At 41.2% G+C, this 18,278-nt stretch carries 17 protein-coding genes; 12 read left to right on the forward strand and 5 right to left on the reverse strand.

Annotation, left to right across the window (positions count from 1 at the left end; translation table 11 throughout):
* Nucleotides 1–438: 438 nt before the first annotated feature.
* Nucleotides 439–681, forward strand: coding sequence for a hypothetical protein (locus V7L12_RS08960; RefSeq protein WP_335083970.1), 243 nt, complete (start codon nt 439–441; stop codon nt 679–681).
* 294 nt (nt 682–975) lie between these two features.
* Here V7L12_RS08960 and V7L12_RS08965 read toward each other — a convergent pair whose 3' ends face one another.
* Nucleotides 976–1,362 carry a hypothetical protein gene (locus tag V7L12_RS08965; RefSeq protein WP_335083972.1) on the reverse strand — a complete coding sequence of 129 codons (387 nt, stop codon included), beginning with the start codon at nt 1,360–1,362 and terminating at the stop codon, nt 976–978.
* Between the two features lie 140 nt (nt 1,363–1,502).
* On the opposite strand from V7L12_RS08965, the gene rppA reads away from it, so the two are divergent.
* Together rppA and V7L12_RS08975 are read left to right on the forward strand one after the other, a co-directional pair.
* Nucleotides 1,503–2,183 carry a two-component system response regulator RppA gene (gene rppA / locus V7L12_RS08970; protein ID WP_335083974.1) on the forward strand — a complete coding sequence of 227 codons (681 nt, stop codon included), beginning with the start codon at nt 1,503–1,505 and terminating at the stop codon, nt 2,181–2,183.
* Between the two features lie 152 nt (nt 2,184–2,335).
* Nucleotides 2,336–3,616: a sensor histidine kinase gene (locus V7L12_RS08975; protein ID WP_335083977.1), complete on the forward strand. Its 1,281-nt coding sequence runs from the start codon at nt 2,336–2,338 to the stop codon at nt 3,614–3,616.
* A gap of 166 nt (nt 3,617–3,782) precedes the next feature.
* Here V7L12_RS08975 and V7L12_RS08980 read toward each other — a convergent pair whose 3' ends face one another.
* Nucleotides 3,783–5,045, reverse strand: coding sequence for an APC family permease (locus V7L12_RS08980; RefSeq protein ID WP_335083979.1), 1,263 nt, complete (start codon nt 5,043–5,045; stop codon nt 3,783–3,785).
* Between the two features lie 573 nt (nt 5,046–5,618).
* The gene (locus V7L12_RS08985) at nt 5,619–6,824 is read right to left on the reverse strand and encodes a PEP-CTERM sorting domain-containing protein (protein WP_335083981.1); all 1,206 of its coding nucleotides are present in this window, start codon (nt 6,822–6,824) and stop codon (nt 5,619–5,621) included.
* Between the two features lie 987 nt (nt 6,825–7,811).
* On the opposite strand from V7L12_RS08985, the gene V7L12_RS08990 reads away from it, so the two are divergent.
* From V7L12_RS08990 to purT, 4 genes are all read left to right on the forward strand, one after another.
* Nucleotides 7,812–8,762, forward strand: coding sequence for an ABC transporter ATP-binding protein (locus V7L12_RS08990; protein ID WP_335084050.1), 951 nt, complete (start codon nt 7,812–7,814; stop codon nt 8,760–8,762).
* Nucleotides 8,763–8,806: 44 nt separating this feature from the next.
* A complete protein-coding gene (locus V7L12_RS08995; RefSeq protein ID WP_335083983.1) occupies nt 8,807–10,576 on the forward strand; it encodes an ABC transporter permease subunit in 1,770 nt (589 codons plus the stop codon).
* Between the two features lie 152 nt (nt 10,577–10,728).
* Nucleotides 10,729–11,211, forward strand: coding sequence for a pentapeptide repeat-containing protein (locus tag V7L12_RS09000; protein WP_335083985.1), 483 nt, complete (start codon nt 10,729–10,731; stop codon nt 11,209–11,211).
* Nucleotides 11,212–11,268: 57 nt separating this feature from the next.
* On the forward strand, nt 11,269–12,432 hold the full coding sequence (gene purT / locus V7L12_RS09005; protein ID WP_335083987.1) for a formate-dependent phosphoribosylglycinamide formyltransferase: 1,164 nt from the start codon (nt 11,269–11,271) through the stop codon (nt 12,430–12,432).
* Between the two features lie 228 nt (nt 12,433–12,660).
* Here purT and V7L12_RS09010 read toward each other — a convergent pair whose 3' ends face one another.
* Nucleotides 12,661–14,043, reverse strand: a complete 1,383-nt coding sequence (locus tag V7L12_RS09010) for a serine hydrolase (RefSeq protein WP_335083989.1) — start codon at nt 14,041–14,043, stop codon at nt 12,661–12,663.
* A gap of 288 nt (nt 14,044–14,331) precedes the next feature.
* Here V7L12_RS09010 and V7L12_RS09015 point away from each other — a divergent pair, with 288 nt between their 5' ends.
* Entirely contained in the window at nt 14,332–14,574 is a 243-nt protein-coding gene (locus V7L12_RS09015) for a hypothetical protein (RefSeq protein WP_335083991.1), read from the forward strand.
* A 64-nt stretch (nt 14,575–14,638) separates the two neighbouring features.
* Nucleotides 14,639–15,028 carry a hypothetical protein gene (locus tag V7L12_RS09020; protein ID WP_335083993.1) on the forward strand — a complete coding sequence of 130 codons (390 nt, stop codon included), beginning with the start codon at nt 14,639–14,641 and terminating at the stop codon, nt 15,026–15,028.
* On the opposite strand, the gene crtH is transcribed toward V7L12_RS09020, so the two are convergent.
* The gene (gene crtH, locus V7L12_RS09025) at nt 15,029–16,531 is read right to left on the reverse strand and encodes a carotenoid isomerase (RefSeq protein ID WP_335083995.1); all 1,503 of its coding nucleotides are present in this window, start codon (nt 16,529–16,531) and stop codon (nt 15,029–15,031) included. It abuts the gene before it with no gap.
* 288 nt (nt 16,532–16,819) lie between these two features.
* On the opposite strand from crtH, the gene upp reads away from it, so the two are divergent.
* The 3 genes from upp to V7L12_RS09040 all read left to right on the forward strand — a co-directional run bounded on the left by upp (nt 16,820) and on the right by V7L12_RS09040 (nt 18,277).
* Nucleotides 16,820–17,470, forward strand: a complete 651-nt coding sequence (gene upp, locus V7L12_RS09030; RefSeq protein ID WP_334925926.1) for a uracil phosphoribosyltransferase — start codon at nt 16,820–16,822, stop codon at nt 17,468–17,470.
* A 74-nt stretch (nt 17,471–17,544) separates the two neighbouring features.
* Nucleotides 17,545–17,898, forward strand: a complete 354-nt coding sequence (locus V7L12_RS09035) for a hypothetical protein (protein ID WP_335083997.1) — start codon at nt 17,545–17,547, stop codon at nt 17,896–17,898.
* A 127-nt stretch (nt 17,899–18,025) separates the two neighbouring features.
* Nucleotides 18,026–18,277, forward strand: coding sequence for a YggT family protein (locus V7L12_RS09040; protein ID WP_334823350.1), 252 nt, complete (start codon nt 18,026–18,028; stop codon nt 18,275–18,277).
* The last annotated feature ends 1 nt before the right edge of the window (nt 18,278 follow it).

Below are 18,278 nucleotides of genomic sequence, written 5' to 3' on the forward strand. Positions count from 1 at the left end.
GTCTATATCTTGAGGCAGGTTTTGGTTCATATTTGTGATACTCCCCCTCAAGTGTCCCCCTTGTCAATACTCTGCCACCTGAATCCTTACGTTTTCTATAGCGTTAGTAATATTCTTAAACGGACACAAGATGATAGAACTATAGAGGCTCTTCGCAAATGGGAAGATAGAGTCGGTATCAGAGAGTCTAAGCGTATTCGTGATGAAGCAATTAAGACCGGAATCACTGTTCATTCGTATCTTCACTCTTACCTTACAGATGGAGAAATAAAGGCAGTTAGTAACTCTTATAAAAATTAGATTGAGGCTCTCAACAAATTACTACCAAATTTCGGTGCTTGTCTTTATTCAGAACAGTACATTGTAACCTTTAATTATCAATATTTTGGAAAATTTGAGCAAGTAGGTTTATATCGAGATAGCTTAACTATTAGTGATTTGAAAATATCTCTTAAACCTAAACTTTCTCTGAATTGGATTCAAGACAAAATTATTAAATTGGCTGCTTATTACATTCCAATTGAAGCACTATATCATGTTGAACAAGCTGCTTTGATTTATTTAATCGGCAACGGTTCCTGTAATGAATTCCTTTTCACTCCACAAGAGATGGAGTTTTATAAGGATTTATGGCTTGGACGATTAAATCAAATTAATGGGACACTTAGTCTAGCTGCTTAGTAGCGCAATAAAGCAGTTAGATCAAAGGCAAAAGGTTCTAAAAAGACTTAAAGATGTTTTTCATCTGCCAAACTTTCGGACTATATCTTGCGAGAGCAATACCAAGGGTAAGATCAGCAACCGAGCAACAGTGTTAGGCAGTATTGGTTTAATCTCCTCTAATTATGATCGCCGCCTTAACTTCGCAAGGAGACTGAGCAGCATTAGTTTACGAAAAGCCAGCTTGTAGGGAATTTTACAGTTGTTGACACGTAGGCTTTGTTACTTTTTTTCCTAACTGAAATCCGATCAATGTTATTCCACAACTTCATAGCGTACTAACTTTCTAACATCCTCACGGGGTAGACCTAGTTCTTGGGCAATTGTCGCTTCTATTTGGCTGAATTCTATTGTTGGAAGTTCTAATTCCAGTCGCTTCAAGATGGGGTCTGCTGTTTCCACTTCTACCTGGGTAATTCTTTTAGTTCGGTTGACGGCGGCGTTAATGAGCAACACATTGACTGATACCCGTGCTTCAAGTTGAGTATCTGACTGAAGTTTTTTCTTCGTGGAGTAGGGTCGGCTTAACTCTTGAGCAGCTAGGAAATTACAGCCAAGCCAAAACACAACTGCTACCAGTGGTAGAGGCAACCAAAACTCTAATCCCAGCCCTTGCAGCCAACGTTTACTAATACGCCACACACTACACCTGCTTCTGATTTTGCTAGGTCACACTTCATGTATATCCTAATGAGGTAGACAATCCTCTGAAATCTGACTGATGAAAGACGTTGAGATTGCTTCAATGGATTATTCTAAACAAGCACAAGTGTATAAAGGTGATGAAAATCTTACTGGTAGAGGATGATCCAAAACAATTAATGCCGTTACAAATGGTTCTCTCTCAGGCTGGACACAGCGTTGATGGTGTCAAGGATGGTGAAACCGCTCAATGGCTTTTGGCTGAAAAAGAATATGATCTGCTGATTTTGGATTGGATGTTACCTCGGATTAGTGGAGTAAGTTTGTGTCAACAGTATCGGGCGGCGGGAAAAACAGCTCCTGTATTAATGATCACGGCAAAAGATACCACACCCGATAAAGTCATAGGATTAGATGCCGGAGCTGATGATTACCTAGTCAAACCGATTGATATCGTGGAGTTCATGGCACGGGTGCGGGCATTGAGGAGGCGATCGCCTCTCTGGCAAGGAGACACCCTCTGGTTGGCAGACCTGCAACTTCATCTCGATACACTAATTTTGGAGCGACAAGGGGCGATCGTATCCCTTTCCAGCCAGGAATTTCAGTTGCTAGAGTACTTCATGCGTCATCCTAAGCAAGTTTTGACTCGTAACCAAATTGAGCAAGCCGTATGGGAGTGGGGTAGTGAGCCAGAAAGCAATGCAATCACCGTTTTAGTTCGTAAACTTCGCCAACGTTTGCAAACATTAGCAGCAGCCGATTGGATTGAAACTGTTTACGGCATGGGCTATCGTCTCAACCCTCCAAAACCATCTTGAAATTTGATAATGGCTGAGACGAGGTAGGGAGTAGTGTAGTTCAATTACTTGAAAAGTCTTGTAATTACGAATTACGAACTTGTATTGAGCGACTTGCCCTGAGCGCAGTCGAAGGGAGCCGAAATATTACGAATTACGAATTAGCATGAGTTGTGTTTAACCGCAGTCGTCGTAACTTAGCTCGTTGGTTTACCCTTTCAATGGGGTGCATTCTCATTCTCTTTGCTGGAGTCATTTACAATCTTGAGGTAAAAGACAAGCTCAAAGCATTAGATCAACTACTTTATAAAAGAGCAGAGCTAATGGCAGCCAGTTCGCAGTATCGGCTGTATCAAGGACAAAAACAAGTCGATCTGAGCAATATACCGCTATTGGGTAGTGGTTCTCACCCCGCTGATATTGAACTGGTGTATATTCGCTGGTATGACCCCAATGGCAAACTCAAGCGGTTTTTTGGTACTCCACCTCCAGAGCAGTTAGAAATAGCATCTGAGTTTCTCACGATTAAGTCTGTTGACCAGTTTACAGGTAAGACGCTTTGGCTTCGTCAAGTCACGCTACCTGTTCAAGGCGGAAATTCGGTCATCGGTTATCTGCAAGTTGCTATCCCACTGACAGAAACTCAAAACGAGCTCAGAGAATTTCAGTTAATATTGACGCTGGCTGTGCCTGTCGCACTGGGGTTAATTGGACTTACAGGTTGGGTACTCAGTGGCATAGCTATGCAGCCTGTTCAGCTAGCCTATAATCAACTGCAACGCTTCACATCAGATGCTTCTCATGAGTTGCGATCGCCCCTTTCTGCAATTTTGACCAATGCCCAAGTTGGGTTACTAATGGCAGCAGACCATCCTCAAATCCATCCCTCAGTGGAGAACATCATCGATAGCGCCAAGTCGATGAGTACCTTGGTCAATAACTTATTACTGTTGGCTCGGCATCAGGGAAAATTAACTCCCGAATCTCTCAAAAAGGTTAATCTCAATAGCTTGCTAGAGAATTTAGTTATTTATTACAATACTGTTGCTGCAAAAGCGTCGATCAAGTTGATCAGCCATTTACCAGAACAACCCATTGAGTTGTGGGCTGACCCCGATTTGCTGCGGCTAGCTGTGGAAAACTTACTCAACAACGCTTGCAATTACACTCCGTCTGGTGGAACTGTCTGGTTACGCTTAGAACCTCATCCAGATCGGGCAGTAATTCAGGTCATCGATACTGGAATTGGAATTCCAGAGGCAGATTTACCTTACATTTTTGATCGCTTTTACCGGGTTGACACAGAACGTGCCAGAGAAAGCGGCGGATTTGGGTTGGGATTAGCGATCGCTCAACAAATTGTCCAGGCTCACGGTGGTCACATTCATGTGATGAGCAATGAAGGTAAAGGCTCGACGTTCCAGATAAAGTTACCACTGATGAGCCATTCCTAAATCACCTTTAAAAGATGATCATAATGAGAATCTAAAGTAAAGAGCTATGTGTAGCAATCCGCTAACAGAGAAGGCGCTGTTAGCAAATTCAAATTAAATTAATCCAAACGTGGACTATTACAAATACATCCTACAGTTGAGCAAAGCTTCTTCAAAGGTGTAGCTGTCAGTTTTTTGACAGGTAGTAGATTACTTCGATGCCTATGGCTACTCCTACCATGAACACTAAAACCCAGACAGTTTGTGGATCTGTTTGCAAAGCAAACCAAATTAACATCCCTAGTGCCACCAAACATATTCCAGTACCTAGAATTGAAATCCATTGCTTGCTTTTTGTATAACGATACATACGAGCATTAGCTAAATTAACCGCAGCAAATATTAGGAGAAACCCAGCACTACCCATCGTTGATATCCGACTTATATCAAAGAAATTGGCGATTATGAGAGTGATACCACTAGTAATAAATAAGCCAATTGAAGATTGATCTATGCCATTTATTTGGCTGCCAGAGTCAAACCCCCTAGATTTAGCAATAATAGAGCTAAAACGAGCTGAACCGTAGAGTGTGGCGTTACTAGCCGAGATAGTTGAGAAAAGAGCAGCAATAGTAATCAAAACAGATCCAAATTGCCCCATAATTGGTTTAGCAACTTCAGCCAAAGCATAGTCTTTTGCTGCCAAAATCTGTTCTATCGGTTCTGCTCCCAATGTAACCAGTCCTATTAAAACGTAAAGCAAAATAACGAACCCGATTACAGAGTAATAAACTCGTGGCAAAGTATGCTTGGGATTGACAAGATCCTCTGCTGCATTGGCGATTAGCTCAAAGCCTTCATAAGACAAGAAGATTACCATTGCTCCTGCGAAAATTGACTGTAGCGACGATACTGAGACTGGTTCTAGACGGGAAATGTCGATATGACTACTTCCCATAGTAATGAACAGGATCAAAATCCCCAGTTTGAAGCTGACAATCCAGATTTGAGATTTACCAATATGATTGGCAGTTAGTAGATTTAATCCAGTTGTCCCTAAAATTGCCAAGCTAATCAGTAAATGCTTCCAAATAGGTTGAGTAGACTCTGTGAACAGGCTAACTCCATAACTACCAAAAGCCTGTAAGTAAAAAGAAAGCATGACTACATAGCTAAACCATAGTAGAAGATTCAGTGTCCCACTAAACAGCCCTGAACCAAAAGCCTGGTTTAAAAAGGTTACTGTCCCGCCTCGGCATGGATGAGCTACTGAAAGTTTTGCATAAGCATAAGTAGTTATCAAAGCTATTGTCCCGGCGATCGCAAATGCTAGTGGTGCGCCTGTATGAGCTATTTGAATTACAACTCCCAGCGCTGGAAAAAGTCCACCGACAATGCCGCCTACACCCAATGCCCACACAGACCAAAAACCGATTTTTTTGCTTGACACCTGTAACCTCTTTAGGAATAGATAGTCTTATAGTCGTTGACTAGCAGGCATATAATCAAGCTGAAATTAAACGGTTGAGAATATAGCAGTTCAAAGTTGAAAGGGTTTATATATAAAGTCTAGCTAGACTTCACCAACATAGAAAAGGCTATAGAAGCCTTAAATAAAGAATTTGGCCCTGCTGGCTGGCATGGCGAGATTTATGCAGCGATTTGAGATTGGGAGTGGAGACTATACGGTTCGGTTAAAAAAGTTATCCGAACCGTATTGGCAGTGGAGACTATACACCAGCTGACTTTTCCTGTTAAGTCTCAAAAGACTTACTGATAAAGGATTTTGGATAAAGGGCTGCATATACAGTACAGTAATTGAAATTGGGTGCTAAAGGTGACAAGCAATATTGGACTGGTGAAAGAAAAATTTTGCGACCTGTGAGTTGGGCGATAACTTCGTTAAGCTTCGCTAACGCTGATTGAATGAGCGTGCAATGTCAAAAGGTATGCTCTAAGTCAAGTATTTGGCAAAACACTGTCAAAAATCTTCAGGAGAGTAACTGTACTCAAGAGTTCTAAATTAAGAGACTCGACGACGGCGGGAAATAAAGTAAACCCCCAACAAAGCAAGTCCTCCGAGAGTTGTAGGTTCGGGAACAGAGTGAGGTTTAACACCAACAGATGGAATTTTTATAGCAACATAGAACTTTTCAACCTCAACAGGTGGAATTTCAACTGCAACAGGTGGAGTTTTAACCGCAACAGGTGGAATTTCAACTGCAACAGGTGGAGTTTCAACCACAATAGGTGGAGTTTTAACCGCAACAGGTGGAGTTTCAACGCCAACAGGTGGAGTTTTAACGGCTTTGGAACAATTAACCGAGCTACCTTTATTGACAATTCCTAATGTTGCACTAGCGTCTAAACAGATACCGACTGTGGCCAAATCAGCGATTTGTACTCCCAGGTCGGCTTTTGCATCAGCTTGAGTACTTTGTTGATCGGCTTTAATTCCAACCGCAGCTTGACCAGTGGTTTGGACGATCTGTGTTGGGTTATCCAAGGATGGTAATTTAACTTGACTTGGGTCTTTTATTTGTGCAGTTGTTTTAGAATCAGTTGCAACTCCAGCCAATTGCCCAACGGTGGTATTAGTTGTCTCTTGGACAGTAGCTTTAACGCCTTTTCCGACTTCAGCAGTAGCAGTATTAGTAGTTGTGGTTACACTTTGTAAAGTTTCAAAGGCAGCAGCTAAAGTTTCAATGCCAACAGGTGGAGTTTCAACGGCTTTGGAACAATTAGCCGAGCTATTTTTATTAGCAATTCCTAATGTTGCATTAGCGTCTAAACAGATACCGACTGTGGCCAAATCAGCGATTTGTACTCCCAGGTCGGCTTTTGCATTAGCTTGAGTACTTTGTTGATCGGCTTTAATTCCAACCGCAGCTTGACCAGTGGTTTGGACGATCTGTGTTGGGTTATCCAAGGATGGTAATTTAACTTGACTTGGGTCTTTTACTTGTGCAGTTGTTTTAGAATCAGTTGCAACTCCAGCCAATTGTCCAACGGTGGTATTAGTTGTCTCTTGGACAGTAGCTTTAACGCCTTTTCCGACTTCAGCAGTATTACTGGTTGTGGTTACACTTTGTACTGTTTTAGGAACTTCAGTTTTTGTGACTGCTGTTATTGCACTTGTCAAGCTAGCTGAAGCAGGTGTGATAGCAGAAGATACTCCAAGCAAGCTAATGACAATAAATAAAGCGTTAGTAGAAAGTTGCTTATTCATTGATAACTCCAGGTAAAATCTTGATGTTTGTTTCGCTTCTCATCCTAAGTAGTCTGAGTAGCACTTGTAAGTAGCGAATTTACTAGTTTTATTAATTAAATTTAAATTGGTGAAATGACGGCTAGTTTCCTTCAATTTCATGAAGAGTTAACAGGGTTAAGATTTTTGTTAACAGTATTAACACTGGTTAGAAATTATTTAAAAAAATCTATATGTAATTTTGCTATAAATCACTTAGAACACTTAGTAAAATAAAGCTTGACGGATGAGTAACGGTGGGAATACTACTTTGAGATCCGCTATGACGAGGAATTAGCAAAGCATAAGCGATAAATTGAGGGTTTCTGGAGAGTTTATCAGTATTGTCAGCCATTGGAAGTTTATGCTGTTAAAAGATTGCTATCTCAACACAACCAATGCGTCATTGATTTTGGGGTGGTGATTCCACATATGAGGACGCTCCTCTTATAAAACTGGTCGAGTCCAAAGTTCTTTTTCCCGCTTTTGGTAATGAGTGAGCAATCCATCACGGCGATCATCGGGTGATGAAGAGATGTTGCTACTTTGATTACTTCCGCGTTGAACTGAGCGAAGTCAAACTGTTTGTTAAACTGTCAGCGATAACTTTTCTCTGTTCATTCGCTGTAGCGACTCAAGTTGGGTATTGTTTACCTTGCCACGAGCAATCAGAATAGTGGCAAACAGTGTCGTCAACCCTTTTATCTGAAGTTTGTGGAAAATCCCCATTTTTGTCAGTAAGCTTTATACAATTTCCATACAGCTATCGAACCATTAAGGTGCTTGTTTGTTCTAATCAGCACTTTAATGGTTCGATAGCTTCCTTGCTGATTCCCTCAACTAAAAATTGTCTAAAGTATTGCTCAAAGCAACTTTACGTAAAGCAGTTTCAATTTCCGAAACCAGCCTCACACAAATTGTAGAAAGAGGTTAAGTTAAGTGTTAATCACAAGCCGCACTCCAGCCGCGATGGTAAAAGAATTAGCAATTTGCACCCGTGGACTAACTAAGCAATTTGACAGGCACGTTGCTGTCAATGATGTTGATTTAGAAATTCAGCCGGGGGAAGTATATGGACTGATTGGGCCGAATGGCGCGGGTAAAACAACTCTCATCCGCATGTTGGCGACTGCTGAGGAACCAACTACGGGTGAGATTTATATTAATGGCGATCGCCTACTTCGTGACAAGAGTAACCCCAAGCTCAAGCGTCGTCTAGGCTACTTACCCGATGACTACCCGCTATATGAGGATTTGACAGTCTGGGATTACCTAGATTATTTTGCGCGTCTCTATCGCTTGCGAGAACCGCGCCGCACTCAACGCCTACATGAAGTTTTAGAACTCATCCAACTTGGTAATAAACGCAACAGCCAGATTTCTACGCTGTCGCGGGGGATGAAACAGCGCTTAAGTTTAGCGCGAACCATTATCCACGAACCGATTTTACTACTACTAGATGAGCCTGTTTCTGGGCTTGACCCCATCGCCAGGATGCACTTTCGTGAAATCATTAAGGCTTTGCAAGAAGCTGGGATGACTGTCATCATTTCCTCTCATGTTCTCAGTGATTTAGCGGAACTGTGTACTTCTGTGGGAATTATGGAACTTGGCTTCTTGGTAGAAAGTACTTCCCTACAGCAACTTTATCAACGTCTTGCCCATCAACAAATTGTGATATCAACTCTGGGGAACCTAGAGGCACTTTTAAGGGAACTAAAACATCATCCTTTAGTAGAAGAGTGGGAGGTAATTCCAGGAAAAAACAGCGTGCGGGTAAATTTTTCGGGCAAAGAGGAAGATAGTGCTGAGTTGTTGCGATCGCTCATCAAAGCGGGCATTCCCCTGACTGATTTTCACTGCACCCAAGAAGACTTAGAAAGTATTTTCTTAAAATTAGGTCACAAACAAGCATCTTGATTCGTCAATAAATATCACTCCCCATTTTTGGAGATTTTTTTGCTATGATGCTCAATTTAATAGACAAAATCGGCGATTGGAATCCGCAATTATTCCGGGAACTCAAAGGACGGCTGAAATTTTTTAATGTAGCGATCGCAGTTGCAACATCTCTACTGGTGCAATTAGTAGCTTTTTTATATCAGTTACGCGAATTTCCTGGTGATAGATATTCGCTAACTGCCACATACTGTAATCTGCGTCAAGTATATGAACAGCAACAAAACCGGCTTTACCAGCAATCAGATCAATCTATAATTGCTGAATTCAATAATTTCCTATCAAATAATTTTTGTCCCAAAAATGAAATTAATTGGCAGTTGTGGTGGCGAAACCATTGGGAATATATATTCCTCTCTTTCAGTGTAATTTTTGTATTTACACTCTTAATTGCAGGAACTTATTTGCTAATCAATGATTTAGCCAAAGAAGAAACTCGCGGTACGCTGAATTTTATCCGTCTTAGTCCCCAGTCAGAAACAAGTATATTGACTGGCAAGTTACTAGGAGTTCCGAGTTTAATTTATCTCGTAGTCTTAGCAGCAGTTCCTTTACATTTGTGGGCTGGGCATTCTGCCAAAATTGTCTTTAGTTACATTTTAAGTTATTACGCGATTCTTGGTGCTAGCTGTATTTTCTTCTACAGTGCTGCACTCCTCTTTGGCTTAATTAGTCGTTGGTTTAGCGGTTTTCAACCTTGGTTAGGTAGTGGTGCAGTTTTCCTTTTCTTGTTGATAACGTTTCAGATAGTAGCATCTGATAATTCAGGCGCTTGGTATAATTCAACGACTTGGTTGAGGCTGTTTGCTCCTTGGGATGCAACAAATTATCTCTTTCCTAACTTGTTCCATTTATACAAGGGTTCTCCACTGAAAAAGTTGCAGTTTTTCTACTTACCATTAGGGACAATTTTTGTTAGTGTTGTTGGCTTCCATTTATTAAACTTTGGATTGTGCAGTTACGGTATTTTGCAAGCTCTTAAACGTTGCTTTCGTAATCCTCAAGCCTCAATAATTAGCAAGAAGCAAAGTTATTTACTAGTAACTTTTTGCCAGTTGATGATATGGGGATTTGCCCTCCAAAATGGTAATAATAATCACACATGGGATGAACAGGTTGCGGTAAATTTCGTTTTGTTGGCAATGTACAACTTGGTGTTGATTTTAAGTTTAATTGCGGTTCTTTCCCCTCACCGTCAAGATGTACAAGATTGGGCAAGATATCGACATCAGGGAGTTTCTAACCATAAGAGTGTTTGGCAGGATCTAATTTGGGCCGAAAAAAGCCCTGCACTTGTGGCGATCGCTATTAATTTGACAATTGCTGCTATTCCTTGGTTAGTTTGGCTTGTACTTACATCTGTTGTTGATGCAAACAACGGTCGAACTGAGATTGTTAACGAGATTGACAGGTTTAAAGTACTTTTAACTATAGCTTTGTCTATCAGCTTAATGATGATTTACGCTACCATCTTCCAATTGATACTTTTGCGGAAAACTCCTAAGCGTTCTTTTTGGGCAATTGGGACTTTAGGTGCTGTAATGTTTTTACCTCCGATGATTCTAGAATTTATTGGTATCTCGTCATGGAAACATTCTACTGTATGGATGTTTACAACTTTTCCTTGGGCAGCTATAGAATCCGCTGGGGTAACAACAGTTTTTATGGCACTCTTAGCTGATTTGAGTGTTCTAGCGTTGTTGAACTTCCAGTTGACAAGGCAGGTGAGGTTAGCAGGCGAATCTGCTACAAAAGCATTATTGGCAGGACGTTAGGTAAGTAGTTATCAATAAAGTTAGAACCCCGATTTCTCAAATAAGTCGGGGTTCTTGTTTTTCATGAATGGTTTAAGACTGCTATATTATCTATTATTTGCCTGCATCGGCTATTAAATTTTTAATCGTAGTATCACAACAATCTGAGAATCATGTTAAATATCCCTACTCAAGACCTACGCTACACAGCCATCCAGTTTTTAGAACAAAGTCCCCTACAACGTTTACAAACTCTTAAGCAACTGGGCATAGCTCGTTATGAGTTTTTAACTAAAATACGACTAAATGAAGCAAATACCATCTGTATTATGCGGTTTTTAAAATATCCAAGTCAGCTAAAGTTTCCTAATCTTATCGGAGCAGATTTATCTGGTTTAGTTTTAGATGGAGTAAACTTTATCCGAGGAAATTTGTCAGGAGCAAATCTACAAGGTAGCAGTTTAGTCAATGCAGACCTATTGTTTGTAAATTTGACGAAAGCCAATTTGATAAATGCAGATTTACGAGGTGCAACTCTGAACGAGACTATTTGGTTAGAGACTCTAGTAGATAAGTGTCAGCTTGGCGTAGGTACTGGTTTAACTCAGCTACAACGTCAAGATTTACAACTACGAAAAGCTATATTTAATTATTGAGAATACGGTAATTAAAACACAAAAAATTATTGAATTGAGATTGACTTGGATAAGTTAATGAGTATTAAGTTGCCCCAAAAATTGATGCTGCTGGGTTCAGGAGAACTAGGTAAGGAATTTGCGATCGCTGCTCAACGTCTTGGTAATTATGTGATTGCTGTTGACCGCTACGCCAATGCTCCGGCAATGCAGGTTGCTGATGCTTATGAAGTTATTTCTATGCTCAGTGCTGATGATTTAGAAGCTGTAGTGACAAAATACCAGCCAGATATTATCATACCAGAAATTGAAGCAATCCGAACAGAAAAATTGCTCGAATTTGAACAGCGAGGGATTACAGTTATTCCGACTGCGGCTGCTACTAACTATACAATGAACCGCGATAGAATTCGGGAACTGGCACATCAAGAATTGGGCATCAGAACAGCTAAATATGGTTATGCAACAACTCTAGAAGAATTAATTGCAGTTTCTGATAAAATTGGCTTTTCTAATGTTGTTAAACCTGTGATGTCATCATCAGGGAAAGGTCAATCTGTAGTGCAGGATAAGATTGAGGTTGAGAATGCTTGGAATTATGCGATCGCTAATTCTAGAGGAGACAGTCAAAAGGTGATTGTCGAAGAATTTATTAACTTTGAAATTGAGATAACTTTACTGACAATTAAACAGTGGAATGCACCGACACTTTTCTGCTCTCCTATTGGTCATCGCCAAGAAAGAGGCGATTATCAAGAATCGTGGCAACCCGCAGAAATTTCTGAAGATAAAATATTAAAATCACAAGAAATAGCTATAAAAGTAACTGATGCTTTGGGAGGAGCCGGAATTTTTGGTGTTGAATTTTTCATTACTAAAGATGAAGTGATTTTTTCAGAGCTTTCTCCTAGACCCCACGATACGGGAATGGTGACATTAATCTCACAAAATCTCAATGAATTTGAACTACATTTAAGAGCTATTTTAGACTTGCCAATTCCTCATATAGAACAGCTAGGAGCATCAGCTAGTGCGGTAATTTTAGCCTCAGAAAAATCTGATTCTATTAGTTTTAGTGGTGTAGCCGATGCTTTGTCAGAAAAAGATGTAGATATTAGATTATTTGGTAAACCTAATGCTCATCCATATCGGCGAATGGGCGTAGCTTTGGCCAAGGGTGTGAATGTCCAAGAGGCTAGGGAAAAGGCTACTAGAGCAGCAAGTAAAATCATAATTATCTAATTACTGTAGGGACGCACAGCTGTCATTGGTGTAAACTTAAGCTCAAACCCTTGTCCCACATACGCTTTACCCCACCCCTTGCCAAGGGGAGGGGCGGTTTTGGCTTTAGACAAAACCGGGGTGGGGTGACGCGGATAGTGATGGTAAGCGAGTGGACTTAATATCAGGTGATTATAGGGCTTTCACGTTAACTTGACACCTATGCACAGCTAGCTGTGCGCCCTACTGCTATCTCGTAACACTGTTAGGCGAATTAACCGCAGCAACAGGGTTCTCTTGATTCAGGTAATTGTAAACAAGTTGGGAAACTTGACGAATAAAGTCTCTCCCCCTGCTGTCCTTGTAGGGACGGGTGACGAAGATAGCGGCCAAATAGCGCTTACCATTGGGCATAGTAACAAATCCCGCATCGCCGATGAGAAAGCCGATATCTCCGGTTTTGTTAGCGATGACTGCACCTTTCCCTAAACCTGCGGGAAGCAGTGTGTGAATTGTGGTGTGACGCAGAATACCCAAGGCTTGCTCCCGACTCTGTGGAGAAACTAGTTTATTGTTTACAACTAAAGCCAGCACCCGCGCCATATCTTGAGAACTTGTGGTATTGGTTCCTCTCAAGTCAGCTAAAAGATGGCGAATTACTGTGTCTTTCAGTCCCCAACTACGGAAGCGCTGATTTAGTTTCGCTGCTCCACCTAAGCGATCAATAATCATGTTGGTGGCAGTATTATCACTAATAGTAATCATCTTAGTGATGGTTTCCAAAGCTGTGTACTTCTTCCCAACTCGCTCATATTGCATACTCCCAGAACCATTGGTAACTAAGTCACGCCGCATAGTCAGGTTTTCTTGAAGGGTGACTTTACCAGCATCTAAATCCTGGAAAAAGGCGATGAGTATTGGTAGTTTGATTGTACTAGCAGCGGGGAAAATGCGATCGCCTCTAACATCCAAATAATCTCCAGTATCCAAATCCAGGAAAAACATTCCTGTTTTCAGAAAACTGTAGCGACTCATCAAGGCTTTAATTTGAGGTTCCAGCGCTTTCATCGGTGAATGCATCGGAACCACGCCAGCAAAGAGAGTGCTATTATCATTCACTCTTGGAGAAATACTCGGAGTTATCTCTAGATATTGCGGCTGGGTTGCAGTCAATTGTATTGGTTTGGGTAACTGCACAGACCAATGATTGGGAGATTCCTCTTGCAGTTGCACCTGTGCTAAATCAAAGGTATAACCGGGTGCTAAAGTAACTACCATACGGGTAGTCTCTGTATTAAACTGCTCGATGCGAATGTCTTTAATTATTAACCCCACTCTTTGACTAGTCTGTGGATATCCTAATGTAACTCCAGACAAATCAATTACCAGACGAGTAGGGTTGGTAAGTAGTTGTACCTTCGGTTGAACATTCTCATCTGTGGTGAAATCCAGATGATTGCGATTGCTATCAAAATGCCAATTGGCGATCGCAGCATTAGCCTTTACAGTGGAGCCAAACAGGATCAAGCTTAAGAAGCTGGGTAGAAGCCAGCTAAATTTTACAATGTTTTCTTTGTGTGTGAGTAGCATCAGCGATCGCTTTGTGGGTGAGGAAGACTCTGAAACGAACAAAAGCCGCCCACCATTAAAGCACAATTATAAAAAGTTTTGTAAATTATGCGTTTACACGCAAAAGCATCTGTTAAAACAAGTATTTAATTTAATCAGTATATAAGTATTCCGTAATACTCTACGCTTACTAAAAATTCCAGCTTATTGGGCAAAAAGATTTAATTCAGACGCAATTAGCTTTTTGATCATTTTTATACTGAATTATCTCATGGTGTAAATAAGTAATAACTTTATCTGGACACAGCTAAGTATGTCTATGAGGGTTTCCCATATCCAGAAATTCAGCTTATGGAAATTTTGTATAGTAGCCTGTACTATCAGTATCTTAATTTTGAAGTTATTGCTACTAGAGTTACTCAGATTGTTGGGGTAGCTACTAGTTTAACTGGTAACAATTACAATTCAACACTTAGGAATATTTACACTCTTGAAAGAGAAGTTAACAAAGATGAAGTTTTAAAAGAATTTATGAAAGAAATATCTCTCAGAAACAGACAGGTGCAACCACCAAACTCTCAATTATGCCAATGATTTTTAAGGTACAACTAGTCATGAGTCATGAGTAACGTTCAAAAATTAACTGAATATATAGATAATGTCCACCAATAATATTTTAGATATTTTTGCAGAAATAATTTTTCAGCTTAAAGAAATTACTAGCAATCAATTTGATTTAGAAAAACTCAATAATACAGAAGAAAAATTACAAGATATTCTCTTTCAGCTTAATTTTGAACTTATCAACGCACAACGTCAAAAAAACTGGGAAAAAGTAAATAAGTTGGAGAGAGCAGTTAGCGAATGCAAACTTACTCTCGATCGGGTAAGAGCAGCAATTATAAATGTTAGTATCATCGGCATCAATCAAAAAAATCTGGCACAGATGCAGAAAATATTAGAGGAAATTGAGACTACGCATAAAACTCAGGTAAACATAGATTTGGCTATCCGTTTACTAGGTTTTTTGCGTAAGCTGTTTCTGTAATTAAAATCCTAAATCTACGGCAATGCGGTGGGCGCAAGCAAATCCAGAAAAAGCAACTGCATTCAACCCTTGACCGGGAAAGGTACTATCCCCTACACAATAAAGTCCTGAAATAGCTGTGCGATTAAAGGGCATATTCAATAACCCCCACAACTTACGTCGGGGAATTGGCCCATAAGTGCCATCTTCACGACCCAAAAAGCGGCGATGGGTGCGCGGTGTCCCCACTTCTAAATAATCCAATCCGGCATCTAAACCGGGAAAAATCTTCTCTAGGCGGTCAATAATTCGCCAAGCCGCCTCTTCTTTCTTCGCTTCGTACTCACTGGGAGAAAGTTCTTGCCAATCATCAATCCAGTGAGGCGTGAAGGCATGAATGATGTGATATCCATTTGGTGCTAAATCTGGGTCAAGCAATGTAGGAATCGAAACAAACAGTGTGCCTTCTGCTGCTGTCATCTTTTCCCAATCTTCCAGCAAAATATGGTGACACTCTGTCCCCGCAGGTAAAACTGACTCCTTTACCCCGATGTGCAAACTCAAGAAGCTGGGAGATTTTTGATAGGTTTGTTGCCACTTTTTCTCATTATGTAGCATTTCTTCTGCTGGTAGTAATTGTGTAAATGTATCCCAGCGTGTAGCATTAGAAACTATGCGTTTACCCCAATATACTTTACCATTCGCCAGTTGCACACCTACCGCTTTTCCCTGTTCTGTGAGAATTTTCGTAACTCTAGCTTGGTACTGAATCTGACCTCCAGCCTTTTCTAGACCTTCCACCAGTTTTTGGGCAATTTGTCCGACTCCGCCTTTAGGATAGTTAACTCCGCCATAATGCCTGTCAGAAAAGACCATTCCAGCATTAATCATCGGTGTCATGTCTGATGGAACCACCGACCAGCAATAACATTCCATATCGATAAATTTCAATAATTGCGGGTCTTTGATATAACGCCGCGCCACATCCCCGGCATTTTGGGGCAGATACTTAGCTAAACCGAGACACACTAAAGGATGCTGGAAAAATATGCGCAGTAAATACCGAGGTTCTTCCAGTGACAGCAAATCCATGCTGTTGAGACACTTGAATACTTTTTGGCATTCGTCATAAAAGCGACGAATCCCTTGTTCTTCATGGCGAAAATGAGCAGTAAGATTTTGCAAAAATTTTTCATAAACCCGGTCAACCTTCAGGTCTAAACCTTGGGGTAGATGATAGTGAATCTGTACCGGATCTGCGATCGCTTCTTGGCTAACATTTACCGCTGATAATGCACGGGTGAGTAAGTTGGTAGTACCGTTCTGTCCCAGTCCAAAAATCATTGATGCGCCAACATCGAATCGATAGCCTTGGCGTTCAAAATAACCAGCGCTACCACCTGGAATCAAATAACGTTCCAGTACCAGCACTTTCGCTCCCTTGGCCGCTAACTGGGTCGCTGTTACTAATCCGCCAATCCCAGACCCAATCACGATCGCATCAATATCTTGCATTTTAGTCATTAGTCATTAGTCATTAGTTATTCTCCCCCATCCCCAATGCCCAATGCCCTAATCAAAAAAAAAAAGAGGGACGAGCCTGCTACTGCTGACTAATCCCGTCTGCCGATCCTTAAAAGAGAGGAGAACACTGTATAAGAATATAGCCTTGATTGAGAATTAATGTCAACTACTAATGAAAAAATTTATCAATAAATTTGAGATTGTTAATTTTAAGCTGTCAGCCGGATGCAGGAAAGAGTATTATGGTGTTTCAGTTGTTATACAATAAAAAGGCGCCTATTTCTGGCTATGACGCTACAATTGCGCGTTTATGTTCCACCCCATCCCCTGATCAAGCACTGGCTAGCAGTTGCCCGTGATGCAGGCACGCCTTCAGTATTGTTCCGCAGTGCCATGACTGAGTTGGGAAGATGGCTGACTTATGAAGCTGCACGAGACTGGTTGCCGACTCAAGAAACAGCAGTACAGAGTCCCTTAGATACCTGTCCAGCAACGGTGATTGATCCGCAAGTGCCTATGGCAGTAGTGCCGATTCTGCGGGCTGGGCTAGGATTACTAGAGGGAGCGCAGACTTTACTGCCTTTAGCATCGATTTACCACCTTGGCTTGGCGCGAGATGAAGAGACACTGCAACCTCATTGTTATCTGAACAAGTTACCAGAAAAATTTGACCCCCAAACACGAGTGTTAATTACCGATCCAATGTTGGCAACAGGAGGGTCAATTATGGCAGCAATGGCAGAATTGACACAACGGGGTGCCGATCCAGCCCTAACACGGATTGTTTGTGTAGTGGCGGCTCCACCAGCTTTGCAAAAATTGAGTGAAGCTTATCCAGGTTTAATAATTTACACCGCTACTATTGACGAAAAACTGGACAGCAAGGGATATATTGTACCGGGATTGGGAGATGCAGGCGATCGCATCTTTGGGACTTAAGCTAGTATGCAGCTAGGGCAGGAAAATAGCATAACTACTGTAAAAGTTGCAAGGTTTGTGAAGGCGGTAAAGATATGAGTCAGCGAGATGGTTTTGGCAGTGGTTTTGTAGCAGGGGCGTTTGTTGGTGGCGTATTTGGTGGTGTTATCGGGGCACTGATTGCTTCTCGGCGCGATCCAGAATTGCTAATAGAAGAGGAGACAGAACTGACAGATAGCCAAGCCGAAGCTAAGAAAATAGCAGCAAAGCGGCGTCAGATGAAAGCTTCAGAAAGTGAAAGCATCGGCATAGAAACGGCCAGGCGATCGCTAGAAGATAAAATTGCCCAGCTAAATGCCACAATTGATGAAGTGCGAAAGCAACTGGGAAATGTTAATGGCGGTTCACCCCAAGCAGCCAATGACCGCTCCCTCACTAAAGACTCCTGAAGTTTGTTCAGGCGTGGTGAAAGTGTCAAGTGTGGTAAATCGGGAATCCGCATACACCATGACATGGACTAAATTAAAATTAAAAGATAAGACCGCGTTTGACACTTATTAGGAAACCAAAAAATCCATGTACCTTCTGATCAACACCCTGGCTTCTTTCATCCAGATTTATACTGTTTTGCTAATTATTCGGGTTCTATTGACCTGGTTCCCGACAATCAACTGGTACAACCAACCATTTACCACTTTGAGCCAGATAACCGATCCTTATCTGAATCTGTTCCGCTCCATCATTCCCCCTTTGGGCGGTATCGATTTTTCTGCAATGTTAGCTATCATACTGCTTCAAATAGTAGGTGGTGGACTGCAATCCATCTGAT

Origin of the sequence: Nostoc sp. (assembly GCF_036918245.1) — a bacterium.
In the GTDB taxonomy this organism is placed as follows: domain Bacteria; phylum Cyanobacteriota; class Cyanobacteriia; order Cyanobacteriales; family Nostocaceae; genus Nostoc.

What these genes read in the sequence shown, in the direction of transcription:
- crtH (WP_335083995.1), bottom strand. Translation starts at nt 16,531, where the DNA reads ATGACTAAAATGCAAGATATTGATGCGATCGTGATTGGGTCTGGGATT.
- purT (WP_335083987.1), top strand. Translation starts at nt 11,269, where the DNA reads ATGAGTATTAAGTTGCCCCAAAAATTGATGCTGCTGGGTTCAGGAGAA.
- V7L12_RS08995 (WP_335083983.1), top strand. Translation starts at nt 8,807, where the DNA reads ATGATGCTCAATTTAATAGACAAAATCGGCGATTGGAATCCGCAATTA.
- V7L12_RS09015 (WP_335083991.1), top strand. Translation starts at nt 14,332, where the DNA reads ATGGAAATTTTGTATAGTAGCCTGTACTATCAGTATCTTAATTTTGAA.
- rppA (WP_335083974.1), top strand. Translation starts at nt 1,503, where the DNA reads ATGAAAATCTTACTGGTAGAGGATGATCCAAAACAATTAATGCCGTTA.
- V7L12_RS08985 (WP_335083981.1), bottom strand. Translation starts at nt 6,824, where the DNA reads ATGAATAAGCAACTTTCTACTAACGCTTTATTTATTGTCATTAGCTTG.
- upp (WP_334925926.1), top strand. Translation starts at nt 16,820, where the DNA reads ATGACGCTACAATTGCGCGTTTATGTTCCACCCCATCCCCTGATCAAG.
- V7L12_RS09020 (WP_335083993.1), top strand. Translation starts at nt 14,639, where the DNA reads ATGTCCACCAATAATATTTTAGATATTTTTGCAGAAATAATTTTTCAG.
- V7L12_RS09035 (WP_335083997.1), top strand. Translation starts at nt 17,545, where the DNA reads ATGAGTCAGCGAGATGGTTTTGGCAGTGGTTTTGTAGCAGGGGCGTTT.
- V7L12_RS09000 (WP_335083985.1), top strand. Translation starts at nt 10,729, where the DNA reads ATGTTAAATATCCCTACTCAAGACCTACGCTACACAGCCATCCAGTTT.
- V7L12_RS08990 (WP_335084050.1), top strand. Translation starts at nt 7,812, where the DNA reads ATGGTAAAAGAATTAGCAATTTGCACCCGTGGACTAACTAAGCAATTT.
- V7L12_RS09040 (WP_334823350.1), top strand. Translation starts at nt 18,026, where the DNA reads ATGTACCTTCTGATCAACACCCTGGCTTCTTTCATCCAGATTTATACT.